Annotated in this window: 20 protein-coding genes; 5 read left to right on the forward strand and 15 right to left on the reverse strand. The window is 61.4% G+C overall.

Annotation, left to right across the window (positions count from 1 at the left end; genetic code table 11):
- Positions 1 to 22 precede the first annotated feature (22 nt).
- Positions 23 to 379, reverse strand: a complete 357-nt coding sequence (locus J3P76_RS18925; RefSeq protein ID WP_434562724.1) for a DUF6124 family protein — start codon at positions 377 to 379, stop codon at positions 23 to 25.
- Positions 380 to 1153: 774 nt separating this feature from the next.
- Between J3P76_RS18925 and J3P76_RS18930 the strand changes: the two genes are divergently transcribed.
- Positions 1154 to 2407, forward strand: coding sequence for an OprD family porin (locus J3P76_RS18930; protein WP_434610025.1), 1254 nt, complete (start codon positions 1154 to 1156; stop codon positions 2405 to 2407).
- 207 nt (positions 2408 to 2614) lie between these two features.
- On the opposite strand, the gene pcaC is transcribed toward J3P76_RS18930, so the two are convergent.
- The 11 genes from pcaC to pcaR form a co-directional block, all read right to left on the reverse strand.
- Positions 2615 to 3007 (reverse strand): 4-carboxymuconolactone decarboxylase, encoded by a 393-nt coding sequence (pcaC, locus tag J3P76_RS18935; protein WP_030142291.1) that lies wholly within the window; start codon positions 3005 to 3007, stop codon positions 2615 to 2617.
- 10 nt (positions 3008 to 3017) lie between these two features.
- Positions 3018 to 3818 carry a 3-oxoadipate enol-lactonase gene (gene pcaD / locus J3P76_RS18940; RefSeq protein ID WP_434701128.1) on the reverse strand — a complete coding sequence of 267 codons (801 nt, stop codon included), beginning with the start codon at positions 3816 to 3818 and terminating at the stop codon, positions 3018 to 3020.
- A gap of 12 nt (positions 3819 to 3830) precedes the next feature.
- On the reverse strand, positions 3831 to 5195 hold the full coding sequence (locus tag J3P76_RS18945; RefSeq protein WP_434701129.1) for a 3-carboxy-cis,cis-muconate cycloisomerase: 1365 nt from the start codon (positions 5193 to 5195) through the stop codon (positions 3831 to 3833).
- Positions 5196 to 5330: 135 nt separating this feature from the next.
- Complete coding sequence (locus J3P76_RS18950) at positions 5331 to 6626, reverse strand: MFS family transporter (protein WP_420764458.1); 1296 nt, start codon at positions 6624 to 6626, stop codon at positions 5331 to 5333.
- 342 nt (positions 6627 to 6968) lie between these two features.
- Complete coding sequence (pcaG, locus tag J3P76_RS18955; RefSeq protein ID WP_420764443.1) at positions 6969 to 7535, reverse strand: protocatechuate 3,4-dioxygenase subunit alpha; 567 nt, start codon at positions 7533 to 7535, stop codon at positions 6969 to 6971.
- Position 7536: 1 nt separating this feature from the next.
- Positions 7537 to 8241: a protocatechuate 3,4-dioxygenase subunit beta gene (gene pcaH / locus J3P76_RS18960; RefSeq protein WP_420764442.1), complete on the reverse strand. Its 705-nt coding sequence runs from the start codon at positions 8239 to 8241 to the stop codon at positions 7537 to 7539.
- 36 nt (positions 8242 to 8277) lie between these two features.
- A complete protein-coding gene (gene pcaF, locus J3P76_RS18965; RefSeq protein WP_434611535.1) occupies positions 8278 to 9483 on the reverse strand; it encodes a 3-oxoadipyl-CoA thiolase in 1206 nt (401 codons plus the stop codon).
- Positions 9480 to 10259 (reverse strand): CoA-transferase subunit beta, encoded by a 780-nt coding sequence (locus J3P76_RS18970; protein WP_420764441.1) that lies wholly within the window; start codon positions 10257 to 10259, stop codon positions 9480 to 9482. The genes pcaF and J3P76_RS18970 overlap by 4 nt, the downstream gene beginning before the upstream one ends.
- The gene (locus J3P76_RS18975; protein ID WP_420764440.1) at positions 10256 to 11116 is read right to left on the reverse strand and encodes a CoA transferase subunit A; all 861 of its coding nucleotides are present in this window, start codon (positions 11114 to 11116) and stop codon (positions 10256 to 10258) included. Before J3P76_RS18975 ends, J3P76_RS18970 begins: the two co-directional genes overlap by 4 nt.
- 294 nt (positions 11117 to 11410) lie before the next feature.
- On the reverse strand, positions 11411 to 12757 hold the full coding sequence (locus J3P76_RS18980; protein WP_434562714.1) for an MFS transporter: 1347 nt from the start codon (positions 12755 to 12757) through the stop codon (positions 11411 to 11413).
- 109 nt (positions 12758 to 12866) lie between these two features.
- Complete coding sequence (pcaR, locus tag J3P76_RS18985; protein ID WP_420764438.1) at positions 12867 to 13709, reverse strand: pca regulon transcriptional regulator PcaR; 843 nt, start codon at positions 13707 to 13709, stop codon at positions 12867 to 12869.
- Between the two features lie 16 nt (positions 13710 to 13725).
- Between pcaR and J3P76_RS18990 the strand changes: the two genes are divergently transcribed.
- From J3P76_RS18990 to J3P76_RS19000, 3 genes are all read left to right on the forward strand, one after another.
- On the forward strand, positions 13726 to 14139 hold the full coding sequence (locus J3P76_RS18990; protein WP_434610013.1) for a hypothetical protein: 414 nt from the start codon (positions 13726 to 13728) through the stop codon (positions 14137 to 14139).
- A 132-nt stretch (positions 14140 to 14271) separates the two neighbouring features.
- Positions 14272 to 14472, forward strand: a complete 201-nt coding sequence (locus tag J3P76_RS18995) for a hypothetical protein (protein WP_420764436.1) — start codon at positions 14272 to 14274, stop codon at positions 14470 to 14472.
- Positions 14473 to 14825: 353 nt separating this feature from the next.
- Complete coding sequence (locus tag J3P76_RS19000) at positions 14826 to 16301, forward strand: inorganic phosphate transporter (protein WP_420764435.1); 1476 nt, start codon at positions 14826 to 14828, stop codon at positions 16299 to 16301.
- Between the two features lie 185 nt (positions 16302 to 16486).
- Here the strand turns inward: J3P76_RS19000 and ccoM are convergent, their stop codons facing one another.
- The 3 genes from ccoM to J3P76_RS19015 form a co-directional block, all read right to left on the reverse strand.
- The gene (gene ccoM, locus J3P76_RS19005; protein WP_030139315.1) at positions 16487 to 16603 is read right to left on the reverse strand and encodes a cytochrome c oxidase subunit CcoM; all 117 of its coding nucleotides are present in this window, start codon (positions 16601 to 16603) and stop codon (positions 16487 to 16489) included.
- A 145-nt stretch (positions 16604 to 16748) separates the two neighbouring features.
- Entirely contained in the window at positions 16749 to 16910 is a 162-nt protein-coding gene (locus tag J3P76_RS19010) for a hypothetical protein (RefSeq protein WP_305496283.1), read from the reverse strand.
- Positions 16911 to 17001: 91 nt separating this feature from the next.
- Positions 17002 to 17343, reverse strand: coding sequence for an aspartate-semialdehyde dehydrogenase (locus J3P76_RS19015; protein WP_420764433.1), 342 nt, complete (start codon positions 17341 to 17343; stop codon positions 17002 to 17004).
- A gap of 250 nt (positions 17344 to 17593) precedes the next feature.
- Here J3P76_RS19015 and rapA point away from each other — a divergent pair, with 250 nt between their 5' ends.
- On the forward strand, positions 17594 to 20440 hold the full coding sequence (rapA, locus tag J3P76_RS19020) for an RNA polymerase-associated protein RapA (protein ID WP_420764432.1): 2847 nt from the start codon (positions 17594 to 17596) through the stop codon (positions 20438 to 20440).
- The last annotated feature ends 52 nt before the right edge of the window (positions 20441 to 20492 follow it).

Consider the following 20492-nt stretch of genomic DNA (forward strand, 5'->3'; position numbering starts at 1 on the left):
GCCTGTTTTTACAACGACAGGGTTAACGCGGGTCGACGATATCCAGCGCTCGACTGGCCAGCAACTCGCTCAAGTCAATCATCTGCGCAACGCCTAGCGCGACATGCCGTCGCGAGCCTCCCAGATCGAACGCCAGGTCGTTGAGCATGGCATTGGCCGAGGCCAGGGTTTCGCTGAGATTTGCCAGTAGACACTCGGTGTCGAGGGTATCGATGACGGTGAACACTTGGGTGGTTGAGGTCTTGGGCTTGGGGTCGGGAGTGGTGCCCAGATGGTAATTGAGTGCTCGGTCTGCGGCTTCTTGGAGTTTTTGTGGATCGGGGTCGTTGTAGGGGAAGGTGGATTCAGGCGTTGGGGGATTTGGTGTTTCTTTGATCATGATGGTGCTCCTAACGAAAATGAGAGCCGCCAGCATCACTTGCAGATGATAGGTGGCAGCTGTATGCGGGTCTGCAAGACCGAGTCGTTAGGCAACCTCGGCAGACTCGAAGGTCTCCCGCACACAGCCACCATAAAACGATGGCACCAAAGCGCCATGGATTATAGGGGCGCGGCTAGGCGCCTAACAAATTCGGCGGGCTTGCAGTCCCGATCGCTGAATTGGCAGCGACACGAAGAACCTAGAGATATCGCTTCCGAGCAGCAACCTTAAAATCTCGTCGGAAAAATCGTTGCGTCTGTCAGACCGGAACAAATCGTGTGGGAACGAGCTTGCTCGCGGGTGGCGGCCTGACGGTCGGCCCTGCTTTTGTTGGCTGGGTACATATCTATTTCTGCGGTAACGGCCGCTGGCGGTTCCGCCAGCGGCCGTTACCGCAGAAATAGATATGTACCTAGACAACAAAATCCCGACCGGCTGTCAGGCCGCCTTCGCGAGCAGGCTCGCTCCCACAGGCCCCTCATCCAGCCAACTAGTGCTTTTGCCGTTCGTTAATCGCCCAAAACCCGCCAATCGCAATTGAATCAATCCCAGCCAGCCCGTCACCATCGCCCACACAAAACCAATAACAACAGGTTCGACGCCATGTTCATGCGCCCCGCTTCTTCCGGCTGATACCCGGGCAATTCCCACAATCCGAACGCACCGTCCCGCCGCAGCCCAAAGGTTGCGGCAACAATTCGCTTCGTCCACAAAAAATAAGAGACAACGCCCATGAAGCCCACACAGCACTTGTTCCCCAGCCTCATTGCCGTCGCCCTGACCAGCACCGCCCTCCCCGTCCTGGCGGCGGAATCGGGGTTCGTCGAAGATGCCAAAGCCACGCTGAACCTGCGCAACTTCTATATCAACCGCAACTTCACCAACCCGGACAATGCCCAGGGCAAAGCCGAGGAATGGACCCAGAGTTTCATCCTCGACGCCAAGTCCGGCTTCACCCAGGGCACCGTCGGTTTCGGCGTTGACGTGCTGGGCCTGTACTCGGTCAAGCTCGACGGCGGTCGTGGCACGGCCGGCACCCAGCTGCTGCCGGTGCACGACGACGGCCGCCCGGCCGATGACTTCGGTCGCCTGGGCGTCGCCCTGAAGGCCAAGGTCTCGAAGACCGAATTGAAAGTCGGCGAGTGGATGCCAGTGTTGCCGATCCTGCGTTCCGACGATGGCCGTTCCCTGCCGCAAACCTTCCGTGGCGGCCAGGTGACCTCCACCGAAATCAACGGCCTGAGTCTCTACGGCGGCCAGTTCCGCGCCAACAGCCCGCGTAACGACGCGAGCATGGAAGACATGTCGATGAACGGCCGCGGTGCATTCACCTCCGACCGTTTCAATTTCGGTGGCGGCGAATACGCCTTCAACGAAAAACGCACCCAGGTCGGCGTCTGGTACGCGGAACTGTCCGACATCTACCACCAGCAGTATTTCAACCTGACCCACAGCCAGCCCATCGGCGACTGGACCCTGGGCGCCAACCTCGGTTACTTCACCGGCAAGGAAGACGGCAGCGCATTGGCCGGCGACCTTGACAACAAAACCGCCTTCGCCATGCTTTCCGCCAAATACGGCGGCAACACCTTCTACGTCGGCCTGCAGAAAGTCGGCGGCGACGATGCCTGGATGCGCGTCAACGGCACCAGCGGCGGCACCCTGGCGAACGACAGCTACAACTCCAGCTACGACAACGCCAGGGAAAAATCCTGGCAACTGCGCCACGACTTCAACTTCGCCGCCGTCGGCGTGCCGGGCCTGACCCTGATGAACCGCTACATCAGCGGTGACAACGTTCACACCGCCACGGTCGACGACGGCAAGGAATGGGGCCGGGAAAGTGAGCTGGCCTACACGGTGCAGAGCGGCGTGTTCAAGAGCCTCAACGTGAAATGGCGTAATTCGACGATGCGTAGGGACTTCAGTACCAATGAGTTCGATGAGAACCGGTTGATTGTCAGCTATCCGATCAGCCTGCTGTAAAAACCAAAGATGGATGGAGGCTGTACCACCGTCATCGCGAGCAGGCTCGCTCCCACAGGGGATTGGCGGTGGACGTAGATTCAATGGCCGCTGGAGATCATTGTGAAAGCGAGCTTGCTCGCGATGGCGTCATCACATCCAACATCGATGCAAGCTGACCCACCGCTTTCGCGAGCAGGCTCGCTCCCACAGGAATCGAGGTATGCCCTAACCCCGCGATTCGACACCCAGTTCATCCCAGACCGATTCGGCCAGATGGAAGGTGGCATTGGCCGCCGGAATGCCGCAATAAATCGCACTTTGCATGATCACTTCCTTGATCTCACTACGGCTGACGCCATTGTTGGCGGCGGCGCGCAGGTGCAGCTTGAGTTCTTCGTTGCGGTTCATGCCGATCAGCATGGCAATGGTGATCAGGCTGCGGGTATGGCGCGGCAGTCCCGGGCGGGTCCAGATGTCGCCCCAGGCGTGACGGGTGATCATCTCCTGGAATTCGCTGTTGAATTCGGTCAGGGCGTTGAGGCTGCGATCCACGTGGGCATCGCCCAGCACGGCGCGGCGCACTTGCATGCCTTCGTCGTAACGTTGTTTCTCGTCCACAAAAAACTCCTCAGGCCCGGCCAGAATCAAGCAGGAAATCCAGCACCCGCGCGCTGAACGCAGCGCCGGCCTGGACGTTGGACAAATGCGCGGCGCGGAACTCGGCATATTCGGCCCCATTGACCCGCTCTTGTATAAAATGCCCACCGGACGGCGGTGTCACCGCATCCTCGGTGCCCGCCACAACCAACAACGGCACGCGGATCGACGCCAACTGCTCGCGGAAATCGGCGTCCCGCACCGCCGCGCAGTTTGCCGCATAACCCTGGGGCGAGGTGGCAGCCAGCATGTCGGTGATTTTCTTTACCGTCGCGGGGTGCGCCTCGGCGAAGTCCGGTGTAAACCAGCGGCCAATCGACGCGTCACGCAAGGCCACCATCGCCGCCTGGCCGTCACGCAGCACGGTTTCGATGCGCGGGTTCCACACCGACGGGTCGCCAATCTTGGCCGCCGTGTTGCAGATGACCAGTTTGAACAACCGCTCGCCCGCGTTGATTCCCAGCCATTGGCCGATCAGCCCGCCCATGGACAATCCGCAGAAATGCACCTTGTCGATGCTCAAGGCATCAAGCATGGCCAGCACATCGCGCCCCAGCTGTTCAATGCTGTAGGGGCCTTCGGTCACCAACGACTGACCATGACCACGCGTGTCGAAACGCAGCACGCGAAAGTGTTCGCTGAAAGCTTGGATCTGCTCGTCCCACATGTGCAGGTCGGTGCCCAGGGAGTTGGAAAGCACCAGAACCGGCGCGTCTTCCGGCCCGTCCAATCGATAATTCAGATCGCCCTCGGCGAGTTTGACGAGTCCCACAACAATCTCCTTTCAGGCTTTCAAGGCAAGGTGTTCGGCCACGGCTCGGGCGACCCAGGTCTGGGCCTGTCCAAGGTAGTGGGCCGGGTCGAGCAGATGATCGAGCTCGGTCGTGGATAGCTGCGCGGTGACCTGAGGTTCGTCCCCCAGCACTTCGCGCAGGTGCCGTTGTTCGGCCACGGCGCGCTTGCAGCATTGTTCGAGCAAATGATGCGCGGTGTCGCGCCCCACACGCTGGGCCAGGACGATGCTCACGGCCTCCGCCAGCAGCAGCCCTTGGGTCAACTCCAGGTTACGGGCCATGCGCGACGGATCCACTTCCAGCCCGTCGACCAGCAGCCGCGCCTGTTGCAGCGCGCCGGATACCAGGCAGCAGATCTCCGGCAGGGTTTCCCATTCGGCGTGCCACAGCCCCAGGCTGCGCTCGTGTTCCTGGGGCATGGCGCTGAACAGCGTCGACAACAAGCCCGGCACGCGCGTCGCCGCGCCGATCAGCACGGCCGCGCCCACCGGGTTGCGTTTGTGGGGCATGGTGGACGAACCGCCCTTGCCCGGCGCCGAGGGTTCGAACGCTTCGCCGGCTTCGGTTTGCATCAACAGACTGATGTCACGCCCCAACTTGCCCAGGCTGCCGGCGATCAGGCCCAGCACCGAACCGAACTCCACCAGGCGATCGCGCTGGGTGTGCCACGGCTGCTCCGGCAGGTTCAATTGCAGCTCGGCGGCCAACGCCTCTGCGACTGGCAGCGCGTGCTCACCCAAGGCAGCGAGCGTCCCGGAAGCGCCGCCGAATTGCAGCACCAGCAGGCGCGGCTTGAGCTCGCGCAAGCGTTGGCGACTGCGGGTGATCGCCCCCAGCCAACCGGCGACCTTCATGCCCAGGGTCACCGGCGTGGCGTGTTGCAACCACGTACGCCCGGCCATTGGCGTCGCGGCGTAGCGTTCGGCTTGTCGGGCCAGGCTGTCGGCCAGTTGCGCCAGTTCGTTTTCGATCAGCCCAAGCGCCTGGCGCAGTTGCACCACCAGACCGCTGTCCATCACGTCCTGGCTGGTGGCACCCAAATGCACGTACCGCTCAGCTTCCAGGCTCTGGGTGGCGATGCGCTTGCCCAACGCCTTGACCAGCGGGATCGCCGAATTGCCGGCACTGGCGATCGCTTCGCTCAACGCGCCGAAATCGTACAGGTGGGCGTGGCAGGCGTTCTCGATCGGCGCCACCGCCTCGTGGGGGATCAGCCCCACTCGCGCCTCGGCCCGGGCCAGTGCCGCTTCGACGTCCAGCATGGCCTGCACCCGCCCCGCATCGCAGAACACGTCGCGCATGTCGCGGGCGGTGAAGTAGGCATCGAAGAGCTGATTGCCCGGTCGTTCGCTCATAAACATTCCTTGAGAAAATAGATGCAGTTATGGCGAGGGAGCTTGCTCCCGCTTGAGTGCGAAGCGCTCACAAGAGAGGGCTGCCGCGCAGCCCAGCGGGGATAAATCCCCTCGCCACAATGAATCAAGCAAGCCTTAAAGATCGTGATGCAAATACGCCGGCTGCTTGGGCAGGCGCAGGCTGAACAGGAACGCCACTACCATCATCACCGTGACATACCAATAAAAGGCGTTCTCCATGCCCTGGGCCTTCAGGCTCAAGGCGACGTATTCGGCCGAACCGCCAAAAATCGCATTCGCCACCGCATACGCCAACCCTACTCCCAGCGCGCGCACTTCCGGTGGAAACATTTCAGCCTTCACCAAACCGCTGATGGAGGTGTAGAAGCTGACGATCGCCAACGCCAACGTGATCAGGACAAATGCCAGGAACGGGCTGCTGATGCTTTTGAGTGTCAGCAGGATCGGCACCGTGCACAGCGCCCCAAGGCCACCGAACCAGAGCATGGAGTTACGCCGGCCAATCTTGTCCGCCAGCATGCCGAACAGCGGTTGCATGCACATGTAAAGGAACAGCGCGCCGGTCATGATGTAGCTGGCGGTCTTGGCGTGCAGCCCGGCGGTGTTCACCAGGTATTTCTGCATATACGTGGTGAAGGTGTAGAAAATCAGCGAACCACCGGCGGTGTAGCCCAGTACGGTAATGAAGGCGGCCTTGTGGCTGCGAAACAGTGCAGCGATGCTGCCGGCGTCCTTGTTTTCGCGCATTTCCTTGCTGCTGGTTTCCTTCAGTGAGCGGCGCAGGAACAGGGAAATCACTGCCGCCACCGCGCCGACCACGAACGGAATCCGCCAGCCCCAGGCGCGCAGTTCATCTTCGTTGAGAAACTGCTGCAGGATCACCACCAGCGACACCGCCAGCAGCTGCCCGCCGATCAGCGTCACGTACTGGAACGACGCAAAGAAGCCGCGCTGGCCTTTCAGGGCGACTTCGCTCATATAGGTGGCAGTGGTGCCGTACTCGCCGCCCACCGACAGGCCTTGCAGCAGACGGGCGAGCAACAGCAGCACCGGCGCCCACACGCCGATGTCCTTGTAGGTTGGCAGGCAGGCGATGAGCAACGAGCCGAAGCACATCATCAGCACCGAGATCATCATCGAATTCTTGCGCCCGTGACGGTCCGCCACCCGGCCGAAAATCCAACCGCCGATAGGTCGCATCAGGAACCCGGCGGCGAATACACCGGCGGTGTTGACCAGTTGCACGGTGGGGTTGTCCGACGGAAAGAATGCCGGCGCGAAGTAAATGGCGCAAAAGGCATAGACATAGAAGTCGAACCATTCGACCAGGTTGCCGGATGAGGCACCGACGATGGCAAAGATACGCTTGCTGCGCTCTTCACCGGTGTAGTGGCTGGTTGGGGTGGTCATGATTTTTCACTCGTTGGGGACTGACGACGTCTAGACACACTTCGTAACAGTCCCGTTCCACAAACAGTCTTTCATGCAGTAGCGCCTGTACCAACGCTATCGCGAGCAAGCTCGCTCCCACAGGGCTTGCATCACACCCGTGGCGAGCAAGCTCGCTCCCGCAGGGCTTGCATCACACCCGTGGCGAGCAAGCTCGCTCCCGCAGGGCTTGCATCACACCCGTGGCGAGGGAGCTTGCTCCCGCTCGGCTGCGAAGCAGTCGCAAACCAGGCAGCGCGATTGGTCTGAAGAAATGCGTCGCAAGCCAGCGGGAGCGAACTCCCTCGCCACCGAGATTTTCACTCAGTAATCGAAGAACACCGTTTCGGCATCCGTGCCCTGCAGGATCACGTTCCACTGGTACACACCTGACGCATCGGGCTTGGCCACGAGGGTGCCGCGTCGTTCCTGCGGCACGCAGGCCAGCAGCGGGTCGGCTTCGTTACCGGGTTCATCGTCAAAATAGATCCGCGTCAGCAGATGCTTGACCAGCCCACGGGCGAACACCAACACCACCAGGTGCGGGGCTTGGGTCGTGCCGCCCAGCCCCGGCACGGTGCCGGGCTTGATGGTGGTGAAACGAAAACGTCCCTCGGCATCCACCGGTACCCGACCAAAACCGTCGAAATGCGGGTCGAGGGGTTTGTCCTGGTCGTCTTCCGGGTGGGCGTACTTGCCGGCCGCGTTGGCCTGCCAGACTTCCAGCATCGCGTCGTTGACGAACTGACCATTGCCATCGACCACCTGCCCGGTGATCGCCACCCTTTGGCCGAGGGTCTGCTCGTCGGTCAGGTCTTCGCGGTTCAGCCAGGTCAGGCCGATGTGGTAGTAAGGCCCGACGGTGTGGGACGTAGTGGCGTTGAGCGTCATCTTATTTCTCCATCGGCGTGGCATCGCGGCCGCGCAAGACGATGTCCCAGCGATAACCGAGGGCGTAGTGAGGGACGGTTTTTTCCAGGTCGAACCGGGCGATCAAGCGTTCCTTGGCACTGGTGTCCGGCACGCAGTTATAGATCGGGTCGTATTCCAGCAACGGGTCGCCGGGGAAATACATCTGCGTCACTAGGCGCGTCAGGATGCTCGGCCCGAACAGTGAGAAGTGGATATGCGCCGGGCGCCAGGCGTTGTGGTGATTGCCCCACGGGTAAGCGCCGGGCTTGATGGTCTGGAATTGATACCAACCGTCGGCGTCGGTGACGGTGCGACCGGTGCCGGTGAAGTTCGGGTCCAGCGGCGCGTCATGGTTGTCACGGTCGTGGTTGTAGCGTCCGGCGGCGTTGGCCTGCCAGATCTCCACGAGAACGCCCGGCACCGGCTCGCCGTGCTCATCCAGCACGCGCCCATGAATGATGATCCGCTCGCCGAGCGGCTCGCCAGTGTGCTGGGCGGTCAGGTCGTGGTCCTTCTCCTGGATGCGATCTGCGCCCACAGTCGGGCCGGTGATTTCCGACAGCGAATGAGGCAGATACACCAAAGGTTTCGACGGCGAACGCAGGTTGGTGGACTGGTACGACGGGTGCAGGTATTCCGGCTGGGTGCCCACTTGAGGGCGGCGGTAACCAGGCTTGTCAGTCATGAAGCATTCCTCGGTTTCTTATTAGTGAAACGACCGTCAGACGCGTTCGATCGCCAGCGCCAGACCTTGGCCGACCCCAACACACATGGTCGCCAGGCCTTTCTTGCCGCCGGTCTTTTCCAGATGATGCAACGCGGTCAGCACCAACCGTGCCCCGCTCATGCCCAGCGGGTGGCCCAGGGCGATGGCGCCACCGTTCGGGTTGACTTGCGGCGCATCGTCCGCCAGCCCCAAGTCCCGCAGTACCGCCAAGCCTTGGCTGGCAAAGGCTTCGTTAAGCTCGATCACGTCAAAATCGGCGACGGCCATTCCCAGGCGCTCGGTGAGCTTGCGCACCGCTGGCACCGGGCCGATGCCCATTACCCGGGGCGCCACCCCGGCACTGGCCATGCCCAGCACTTTGCCCCGAGGCGTCAGGCCATGTTTTTTAACCGCCTCTGCAGACGCCAGGATCATCGCGGCCGCGCCGTCATTCACACCCGAGGCGTTGCCGGCGGTGACGGTTTTGTCCGCGCCGTTGACCGGCTTGAGCTTGCTCAGGGTCTCCAGCGTGGTGTCAGCCCGTGGATGCTCGTCCTGCTCGACCACGGTTTCACCTTTTTTGTGGGCGATGCGCACCGGCACGATTTCCTCGGCAAAAAAACCGGCCGCCTGGGCCGCTGCCGCCCGCTGCTGGCTGCGCACGGCGAAGGCGTCCTGGTCGGCGCGGGACACAACATGGTCGTCGGCCACGTTATCCGCCGTCTGCGGCATCGCGTCCACGCCGTACTGGGCTTTCATCAAAGGGTTGATGAAGCGCCAGCCGATGGTGGTGTCTTCCAGTTTCATGTTGCGGGAAAACGCCGCGTCGGCCTTGCCCATCACGAACGGCGCACGGGACATCGACTCCACGCCGCCAGCAATCGCCAGTTCCATCTCGCCGCTGGCGATGGCGCGGAACGCGGTCCCGATAGCATCCATGCCCGAAGCGCAGAGGCGGTTGAGGGTCACGCCAGGAACACTTTCAGGGAGGCCCGCCAACAGCAGCGCCATGCGCGCGACGTTGCGGTTGTCCTCGCCGGCCTGGTTGGCGCAGCCGAGGAATACCTCGTCCACTGCATTCCAGTCCACGGATGGGTTGCGCTCCATCAATGCCTTGATCGGCACGGCGGCCAGATCATCGGCACGCACGGCGGCCAGGCTGCCGCCGAACCGGCCGATGGGGGTTCGAATCGCATCACAGATAAAAACGTCGCGCATCAGGCTTCTCCCGGTGTCTGCCCGTGGGCCGCCGCGGTGCGGGCCTCAAGGTCACGCAGTGCGCGCAGCTCCACCTCGGTCGGCTCGGCGGTGGTCTGCACCTGGTCGGCGAAGCGGATCGCCCACCCGGTGGCCGCGATCACTTGCTCGCGAGTCACGCCAGGGTGCAGCGAGGTGACCACGAATTCATGACTGCCGGCTTCCGGCTCCATGATGCACAGGTCAGTGATAATCCCCACCGGCCCGGCACCCGGCAAGCCAAGGCGCTTGCGCGAATCGCCACCTTCGCCGTGACCGACCGAGGTGATGAAATCCAGCTTGTCGACAAACGAACGGGCCGACTGCTTGAGGATGATCAGCACACTCTTGGCGGAACCGGCAATTTCCGGCGCGCCACCCGCGCCGGGCAGACGGACTTTCGGCTGATGGTAGTCACCCACCACCGTGGTGTTGATGTTGCCGAAACGGTCGACCTGGGCCGCACCGAGGAAACCGACGTCGATACGCCCCCCTTGCAGCCAGTAGCGGAAAATCTCACCGGTCGGTACGACAGTGTCCGCGGTTTCCGCCAGCTCACCGTCGCCGATGGACAGCGGCAATACGCTGGGCTTGGCACCGATCGGACCGGACTCGTAGATCAGCACTACATCGGGTGACGAAGTCAGCCGTGCCAGATTGGCCGCTTTCGACGGCAAACCGATGCCCACGAAGCACACGGCATTGTTCTTCAACCGCCGCGCCGCCGCGACCGTCATCATCTCATTGGTGGAATAGGTCATGGTTTCACCTGCGAAGCGGCTGCGAGCCGGGCCTGGAATTCACTGAAATCCTGGGTGCCGCGAATGTATTCGTCGATCCAAGCGCTAAACGTATCGCGATCCCGGGCGATGGGGTCCCACGCTTGGTAGAAACGATTATCTCGCTCGGTATAACCGTGGGCGTAGGACGGATGGGCGCCGCCGGGCACATGGCACACGGCGCTCAACGCCCAGGTCGGCAGCACGCAGGCGTTCATCGGCGCATTCAGGTCATCGACGATTTCTTCCACGGTGACGATGCAGCGCTTGGCGGCCAGGGCGGCTTCTTTCTGCACGCCGAGGATGCCCCACAGCAGCACGTTTCCTTTGCGGTCGGCTTTCTGAGCGTGGATCACCGTGACGTCCGGGCGCACCGAAGGCACGGCGGCCAACACCTCACCGGTAAAGGGACAGGTCACGCTCTTGATCAGCGGGTTGACCTTCGGCAGGTCGGAACCCGCGTAGGCCCGCAGCACCGCGAACGGTAGGCCGGAGGCACCGGCAACGTAGGCATTGGCCAGGTCTGCGTGGCTGTGCTCCTCGATTTCCAGCGGATGCGGCCATTGCTTTTCCACTGCGTCACGCAACCGATGCAACGAGCCCACGCCTGGGTTGCCGCCCCAGGAAAAAATCAGCTTGCGGGCACAACCGGCTCCGATCAACTGGTCATAGATCAGGTCGGGCGTCATGCGCACCAGCGTCAGGTCTTTCTTGCCCTGACGGATGATTTCATGACCCGCCGCTGTCGGGATCAAGTGGGTGAAGCCTTCGAGCGCGACGGTATCGCCGTCGTTGACGAACTGCTTCACCGCATCGTGCAGCGAAAGGATTTCAGCCATGGGGCAGGCTCCCGTTTTCCAGTAGACCGACATGAATAAGGCGCGAGGTTAGGCGCCGGAATGACTGAAGATTAAGCTTCGGGATGAAGGCAAAACAATCCGATAATCGACAGAGCGTTCGTTTATCGAACAGATTGTTGCTTGGCTATCTATTTATCAGGACACAGCAAATTCCCTGTGGGAGCGAGCTTGCTCGCGATAGCGCCGTATCAACTTGCATCAATGTTGACTGACCCACCGCCATCGCGAGCAAGCGCGCTCCCACAGGTCTTTTACAGGCTCAAACTCTATGGCTCAGGTTGCGTCCGCATGGCTGACCATGCCCTTGATCACCACCGCCACGGTCGCCAGGGCCGCCGGGATCACCAACGCGGTCAGGACCTGTTCAAAGTTCCAGCCCAGCCCCAGCAGGGTCGCGCCCATCCAGGCCCCGAGAATCGCCCCGAAGCGACCTATGCCCAGCATCCAGGAAACACCGGTGGCCCGGCCCTGGGTCGGGTAGAAGCGCGCCGCCAGGGACGGCATCGCCGATTGGGCGCCGTTGACGCACATGCCCGCCACCAGCACCAAGGTGGCAAGCAGGGTGATGTTGCCCAGACTCTGCCCTACCGCATAGGCAAACAGCCCTGCCAACAGATAGAAAATGCCGATAACCTTGTGCGGATTGAACCGATCCATCGCCCAGCCCACGCCAACGGCGCTCAATACCCCACCGAACTGGAACAGCGCGCCGATGAACGCCGCCTGCTCCATGCTCGCGCCGCTGTCACGCATCAGGGTCGGCAACCAACTGGTCAGGAGATAAACGATCACCAGGCCCATGAAATACGTGAGCCACAGCAACAAAGTGCCGGCGCTGTAAGTGCCCGAGAAAATCACCGCCAGCACGTTGCGCGCCTTCACGGTTGTCTGCTCCGGCACGCTGAAGCTGGACGCCTGGGCGATAGTCGTTGGGTCAATCGGCGCCAGGGTCTTGCGCACTTTGTCGGTGCCACGGTTACGCACAACCAGGTAACGCGCGGACTCCGGCAACCAGAACACCAGCACGACCGCGAGTATCAGCGGCAGAACGCCGCCAATCAGCAGGAGGCTGTGCCAGCCAAATGCCGGGATCAACTTGGCCGAGATGAACCCGCCGCCGGCCATGCCGAGGTTGAAGCCACAGAACATGCTGGTCACCAGCAGGGATTTCTTGCGCTCCGGGGTGTATTCCGACAGCAGAGTGGTGGCGTTCGGCATGCCGGCGCCCAATCCCAGGCCGGTCAGGAAGCGCAGCACCAGCAATTGATCGACATTGGTACAGAACGCCGAGGCCAGGCTGAACGCGCCAAACAACACGACCGCGCCGACCAATACGAGTTTTCGTCCAAAGCGATCGGCCAACGGGCCGGAGCCCAGGGCGCCGAAGACCATGCCGATCAGTGCGGCACTCATGACCGGGCCAAGGCTGGCCCGGTCGATGCCCCAATCCTGGGACAACGCCGGCGCGATGAAACCCATGGCCGCGGTATCGAGGCCATCGAGGAAGACGATCAGGAAACAGAGAATGACCACGCGCCACTGATAGCGTGAGATCGGTTGAGCGTTGATGAAGGACTGCACATCGAGGCAGGTGCCTACGGAAGTCTGGGGCTGATTCATTTTATTTTTATTCCACGCAAGAGACGCCAGATGACGCTGCGCGACATTAATGAGGCCGGGCAAATACCGTCAATTCATCGCAGCCGAGTGTGTGCGTTTATCGAACAGCTTAAGAAAACAACTGTGCGCTCAAGTCGCGGCTGGCCCCCAGCAGACCTGGCAGGAAACGTTGCTCCAACTCATTGCGGCTGACCCGCCCGGCATGCGTGCTGACATTCAGGGCCGCGACTACTTGACCCGACGCGTCATAGACCGGCACGGCAATTGAGCGCAGCCCCTGCTCCAACTCCTGATCGACGATGCACCACCCTTGCTGCCGGACCTGATGCAAGCATTCAAGCAGCGCCTCGGGCGTATGCAGGGTCCTGCTGGTCTTGGCCTGAAGGTCGGCATGGTCGAGGTAATCTCGCAGCGAAGCGTCGTCCAGGGCCGCCAGCAGGATCCTGCCCATGGACGTGCAATACGCCGGCAGGCGGCCGCCGACGGACAGGTCCACGGAAATCAGCCGCTGGGTGGTCGCCGACCGGGCGATGTAGAGGATATCGTCGCCTTCGAGCGTGGCCATGTTGCAGGCCTCGTGCAGCTGTTCGCTCATGCGGTCCAGATAAGGCTGGGCGGACACGGCCAGCGGCGTCGATGACAAATAGGCGTGGCCCAGCGTCAGCACTTTGGGCAGCAACGAATAGGTACGCCCATCGGTGGTCGCATAGCCGAGCTTGATCAAGGTATACAGGCAACGGCGGACGGCGGCGCGGGGGATTTCCGTGCGATGGCTGATCTGCGCGATGGTCAGGTGCCGCTTGCGCTCCTGGAAAGCCTGGACCACGGCAAGGCCCCGGGCCAGCGAGGTCATGAAATCCGGGTCACCCGTCATGGCCTGGATCCGCTTGGCCGGCGAGGCGACGATCGGTGGCGCGACTGACGTAAAGGCATTGCGCAATTGGTCGTTCATGTCAGGTCCTCGGAAATTGACGACTATTACAAGCGGCTGCCCGGCCGACAGACAAGCACCTGGCGATCAAGACCGTTCGATTATCGAACTGGCGACCGATAATCGCAATCCATGCATCAGCTCTTCATCTGGCCATGCTCCTGATATCGCCCACTCGGGTATGGAAATAACAAAGATGGGCCGTGACGGGTTGCAACAAACGAGGCTCAATATTGAACTTGTGGTACGTCTTGAAACTCTGTTGACACAACTTGCACATACAAACATTGGTTCACACAAGGCAACCGAACGTTTTAACTTTAGCGATAGTGTTATTCAGATGGACCGCTATAATGCGCTCAGTGACGGCGCGGCCAATCGGCCAGTCCCCGTCCGCGGGCACGACAGTTCTAACTGTCATGTCGGCAACCGGTGCGTGAAGCATCGATGACCGCTTCCTCTGTGTCGGCAATAACCCGAAGCCCTGATGCTACGTCAGCTGTCAGCTCTGGTGCCGTGGCCGTCTGCATGACTGCATGCAGTGCGTATCACCAGATTAATTTTCAATTCATTAGGTAATACTGTGACGAAAGAAGAACTGCGCGCGGAACTTGAGCGCCAGGAACAACGTTACAAGGAAGTCTACGGCGGGGAAATCACCACCTACGCCGCGCAACCCGAACCGGAACGCAAACCTTGGCGCAAACGCGCCACCGTCCAGGACCAGGCTTTCAGCCAGGAACTTCAAAAGATGGAAAAAGAGCTCAAGTCCGAAGAAGGATGACGTCGCGCACTTGATGTTGTTACGGGCCGTGTCCGGTCGCCACCCAGGCCGGACACGGCAGCGGACGCCCGCCAAAAGTGGGCCGCTTCAACTCACCAGCCATCGGTCGGGTAACCGTAACGACTGCTCGTCCTTCAGATTTTTTCTTCCGACGATCCCGGCGCGAGGCGAACACGCCAACAGAGCTTTCATCCTTGTAAACAAAGGCTTGCAGCCTCGTGGCGCCCCTCGAAAAAGACAGCCTGCACCCCGGTCGCTTAGCAGAAGATTGTTACCGATGAGCAGGCAATGCATCGATTTGCGAGGTTTTCTGGCATAATCGCGCCCCCTTATGACCGGGTCAGAAAACCTTCATGATCGATTTATTCAGCGGACTGGATGCTTGGGTGCTCGTGAGCCTCTTGCTCGCCCTGGCTTTTGTCCTCGCCTTCGAGTTCATCAACGGCTTTCATGACACCGCTAACGCGGTTGCCACTGTTATCTACACCAAAGCCATGCCGCCTCACCTGGCGGTGTTCTTTTCCGGTGTGTTCAATTTCCTCGGCGTGTTGCTGGGCGGTGTGGGGGTGGCGTATGCCATCGTGCACTTGCTGCCCGTGGAACTGTTGATCAACGTGAACACCGGCCACGGGTTGGCCATGGTGTTCTCACTGCTTGCGGCGGCCATCACCTGGAACCTGGGCACGTGGTACTTCGGTATCCCGGCCTCCAGCTCCCACACCCTGATCGGCTCGATCCTTGGCGTCGGCCTGGCCAACGCATTGATCAATGACATTGCGCTGCGCGATGGCGTGAATTGGCAGAAGGCAATCGACATCGGTGCTTCCCTGGTGTTCTCGCCCATGGCCGGCTTCCTGATCGCCGCCCTGGTGTTGATCGGCCTGAAATGGTGGCGTCCGTTGTCGAAAATGCACAAGACGCCGGAACAGCGCCGCAAGATCGACGACAAGAAACACCCGCCATTCTGGAACCGCCTGGTGCTGGTGATTTCGGCCATGGCCGTCAGCTTCGTCCACGGTTCCAACGACGGCCAGAAAGGCATCGGCCTGATCATGCTGGTGCTGATCGGGATCGTCCCCGCGCAGTTCGTACTCGACCTGAACAGCACGACCTACCAGATCGAGCGTACCCGCGACGCGACCCTGCACTTGAGCCAGTTCTACAAGCGCAACAGTGAATCCCTCGGCGAATTCCTGGCCTTGGGCAAGAGTGTCGAAGGCGATCTGCCGGAGAAATTCCGTTGCAACCCGCAACAGACCGAACCGACCATCAACGCGCTGCTCGATACGCTCAAAGGCGTGGCGGACTACCACTCGCTGCCTTCGGAAAGCCGTATCGAAGTGCGTCGCTACCTGCTCTGCCTGGACGACACGGCGAAAAAGGTCGGCAAGCTGCCGGGTTTGGCGGCTCGTGAGAAAGACGACCTGAACAAGCTGCGCAAGGACCTGACCGCGACCACCGAATACGCGCCGTTCTGGGTGATCCTGGCGGTTGCCCTGGCGCTGGGCCTGGGCACCATGGTCGGCTGGAAGCGCGTGGTACTGACCATCGGCGAGAAGATCGGCAAGCAAGGCATGACCTACGCCCAAGGCATGTCGGCCCAGATCACCACCGCTTGCATGATTGGCGCGGCGAACGTCTTCAGCCTGCCGGTTTCCACCACCCATGTACTGTCTTCCGGCGTGGCGGGCACCATGGTCGCCAACAAGAGCGGCCTGCAAGGCGGTACGGTGAAGACCATCCTGCTGGCCTGGGTGCTGACCTTGCCGGCAACGGTGGCCCTGTCGGCGGCGCTGTTCTGGCTGGCGTCCAAGGCCATCAGCGGCTGAGTCTCTGGCAGTTATGAAAAAAGGTGCGTTCCTTGCGGTTCGCACCTTTTTTCATGCCCAGCCACCTGTGGGAGCGAGCAAGTTCGCCCCCACAATGGTTTTATGGGAAACCGGAACATTTGCCAAAAAAAAGGGCGACCGAAGTCGCCCAAAATGCCTTGCGTGCTCGCTGTCGCTGAAAAGGCCTACGGCTTCTTGCGCTTGTGCGCATCTTTCCAGATGAATAATCCAAAACCTGCGAAAAACACGAACATGAGGCCGACCGTCAACACACCGGCAAACACCACATTATCGATAAACATGACTGGCCTCCTGGTCTTGCCCCTGTTTCGTTGGAGCCAAGTTAACCAATCGGGCCCGGATGAAAATTGACCGGAATCAATACCGCTCGCGACGGAGCGAAATGAAGAGGGAATAATTGATTTGGATCAATGAATCGAGGGGCGCTCAGCGCTTTTTCGGTTTGTTTTTCGGTTTTTTCTTTGGCTTGCCCAGCGGCATGGCCTGCTCGAAAGCCTGGCGAACTTCATTGAGGCGTTTTTCGTTGAGGTCGTGAACGCGCTTGGCGCGCTCAGCGCCCAGGTCAATCAGCTTGTCTTCTTGGCTCATGGTGTGTCGGCATCATACGGTGAGTTCGGATGCGCCCATGATGCGGGCTGCTTCCTGCGTTGACCAGCCCGGCCGTCTCGGCGGGCTTGGATCAGATCTGGATATCGACCCACAGGCCTTGGCGCGACTCCCCTTCCACCAGCGGTACGACCGGTACGGTGTTGTCGGCGTTCAGCTCGGTGCCCGGCACCGCCAAATGTTCGTCGGGGTCTTCATCGGCTTCACGGCGACGCCTTTCACGCTCCTGCTGGCGGCGCTGTTCCTCGCGCAGCAACAACGCGGTTTCTTCAGGATCGCGCTTTTGCAGGTCGATGGTGCTTTCGCTGGAGCTTTCCTGAACAGGGACCACGGGCGGAATATCCGGTCGCGGCCGGATAGGATCCTGCTGCGCGGTAACGGGTACGGCGCTCAAGGGAAGCATGGGTGGCAACATAAAGGTCTCCTGTCTTCAGGTTGTCGGCTGTGGCGGGGACAGCTTGAACCGCTGGTCCGAAACTTGTGACCTGGTTGGCATTGCGCCCTGCCAGCCCACAAGCTTGTTTGATCGCGCAACCCGTTTAAGTTCCCTTGGCCAGGTTGACGGGGAACGCCCACGCGAGGCCTGGCAGATGTGCGTAAATCCTTTGGTCTGGCGGCTCATTCCGTTAAGATAGCCGGCTTTTTCACGGCGGGAGTCAGGCAGCATGGCGCAGCAGTATCAACCGGGGCAACGCTGGATCAGTGACAGCGAAGCCGAGCTGGGTTTAGGCACCGTTCTGGCACAGGACGGCCGCTTGTTGACCGTGCTCTATCCGGCCACTGGCGACACTCGCCAGTACGCGCTACGGAATGCGCCCTTGACCCGCGTACGGTTTTCGCCGGGCGACGTGATCACTCACTTCGAAGGCTGGAAAATGACCGTGCGCGAAGTCGACGACGTCGATGGACTGTTGGTCTACCACGGCCTTGACGGCCAGAACGAAGTCGTCACGCTGCCCGAAACCCAGCTGTCGAACTTCATCCAGTTCCGCTTGGCCAGCGACCGCCTGTTCGCCGGCCAGATCGACCCACTGGCCTGGTTTTCCCTGCGCTACCACACGCTGGAACATACCAGCCGCCAATTGCAGTCCCCGCTTTGGGGCCTGGGTGGCGTCCGCGCCCAACCGATCGCCCACCAACTGCACATCGCCCGCGAAGTGGCTGACCGCATTGCGCCACGGGTACTGCTGGCAGACGAAGTGGGCCTGGGCAAGACCATCGAAGCCGGCCTCATCATCCACCGCCAACTGCTTTCCGGGCGCGCCAGCCGCATCCTGATCCTGGTCCCGGAAAACCTCCAGCACCAATGGCTGGTGGAAATGCGCCGGCGCTTCAACCTGCAGGTGGCGCTGTTCGACGAAGAACGCTTCATTGAAAGCGATGCCAGCAACCCCTTCGAAGACACCCAACTGGCGCTGGTGGCGCTGGAATGGCTGGTAGACGACGAGAAGGCCCAGGACGCGCTGTTTGCCGCCGGATGGGACCTGATGGTTGTCGACGAAGCCCATCACCTGGTGTGGCACGAAGACCATGTCAGCCCTCAATACGCACTGGTGGAGCAACTTGCCGAAACCATTCCCGGCGTACTGCTGCTGACCGCGACACCTGAGCAACTGGGACAGGACAGCCACTTCGCCCGTCTGCGCCTGCTGGACCCGAACCGTTTCCATGACCTGCAGGCCTTCCGTGCCGAAAGCGAGAACTATCGCCCGGTCGCCGAAGCCGTCCAGGAGTTGTTGGACAAAGGGCGCCTGTCGCCCGAAGCCCACCAGACCATCCACGGTTTCCTGGGTAACGAGGGCGAAGCGCTGCTGACGGCTGTCAACGATGGCGACATCGAAGCCAGCGCCCGCCTGGTTCGTGAATTGCTCGACCGACATGGCACTGGCCGCGTGCTGTTCCGCAATACCCGCGCCGCCGTGCAAGGCTTCCCGGAGCGCAAGCTGCACGCTTATCCTTTGCCATGCCCGGACGAATACCTGGAACTGCCGCTGGGCGATCATGCCGAGCTGTACCCGGAAGTCAGCTTCCAGGCCCAGCCGGACGCCAGCGAAGAAGAGCGCTGGTGGAAATTCGACCCGCGCGTCGAATGGCTGATCGACCAGTTGAAAATGCTCAAGCGCACCAAGGTCCTGGTGATCTGCGCCCACGCGGAAACCGCCATGGACCTGGAAGACGCCCTGCGCGTGCGCTCTGGCATCCCTGCCACGGTGTTCCACGAAGGCATGAACATTCTGGAGCGCGACCGCGCGGCCGCTTACTTCGCTGATGAAGAGTTTGGCGCCCAGGTGCTGATCTGCTCGGAAATCGGCAGCGAAGGTCGTAACTTCCAGTTTGCCCATCACCTGGTGCTGTTCGACCTGCCATCGCACCCGGACCTGCTGGAACAACGGATCGGCCGCCTGGACCGGATCGGCCAGAAACACACCATCGAGCTGCACGTGCCCTACCTGGAAACCAGCCCGCAGGCCCGGCTGTTCCAGTGGTATCACGAAGCCCTGAACGCGTTTCTCAACACCTGCCCGACCGGCAACGCCTTGCAGCATCAATTCGGCCCGCGCCTGCTGCCATTGCTCGAAGAAGCCGACGATGGCGACTGGCAAGCGCTGATCGACGAGGCCCGCGTGGAGCGCGAGCGCCTGGAAGCCGAGCTGCATACCGGCCGCGATCGCCTGCTGGAGCTCAATTCCGGCGGCGCGGGTGAAGGTGATGCGCTGGTGGAGGCCATTCTCGAACAGGATGACCAGTTTGCCCTGCCGATCTACATGGAGACCTTGTTCGACGCCTTCGGTATCGACAGCGAGGACCATTCAGACAACGCGCTGATCCTCAAGCCGAGCGAGAAAATGCTCGACGCCAGTTTCCCCTTGGGCGACGACGAAGGCGTGACCATCACCTACGACCGCAACCAGGCGCTGTCTCGCGAGGACATGCAATTCATCACCTGGGAGCACCCGATGGTGCAAGGCGGCATGGACCTGGTGCTGTCGGGCTCCATGGGCAACACGGCCGTGGCGCTGATCAAGAACAAGGCACTCAAACCCGGCACCGTGCTGCTGGAACTGCTCTATGTCAGCGAAGTGGTCGCCCCGCGTTCGCTGCAGCTGGGCCGCTACCTGCCACCAGCGGCCCTGCGCTGCCTGCTGGACGCCAACGGCAACGACCTGGCGGCTCGGGTCTCTTTCGAAACCCTGAACGACCAGCTCGAAAGCGTGCCACGCGCCAGCGCCAACAAATTCATCCAGGCCCAGCGCGACCAACTCGCGCCGCGGATCAATGCCGGCGAACAGAAAATCATCCCACGCCATGCCGAGCGCGTGGCCGAGGCCCAACGTCGCCTGGCGGCTGATACCGAAGAAGAGCTGGCACGCTTGACCGCGTTGCAAGCGGTCAACCCAACCGTGCGGGACAGCGAGCTGGAGGCTTTGCGCCAGCAGCGTGAGCAAGGGTTGGCGATGTTGGAGAAGGCTGCGTTGCGGTTGGAGGCAATTCGGGTGCTGGTGGCGGGGTAATTTCGGCTGGGCTTTCGTTTCCGTGTGGGGGCGAGCACGCTCGCTCCCACAG

The sequence above is a fragment of the Pseudomonas sp. D1-36 genome (assembly GCF_051132205.1).
In the GTDB taxonomy this organism is placed as follows: Bacteria; Pseudomonadota; Gammaproteobacteria; order Pseudomonadales; family Pseudomonadaceae; genus Aquipseudomonas.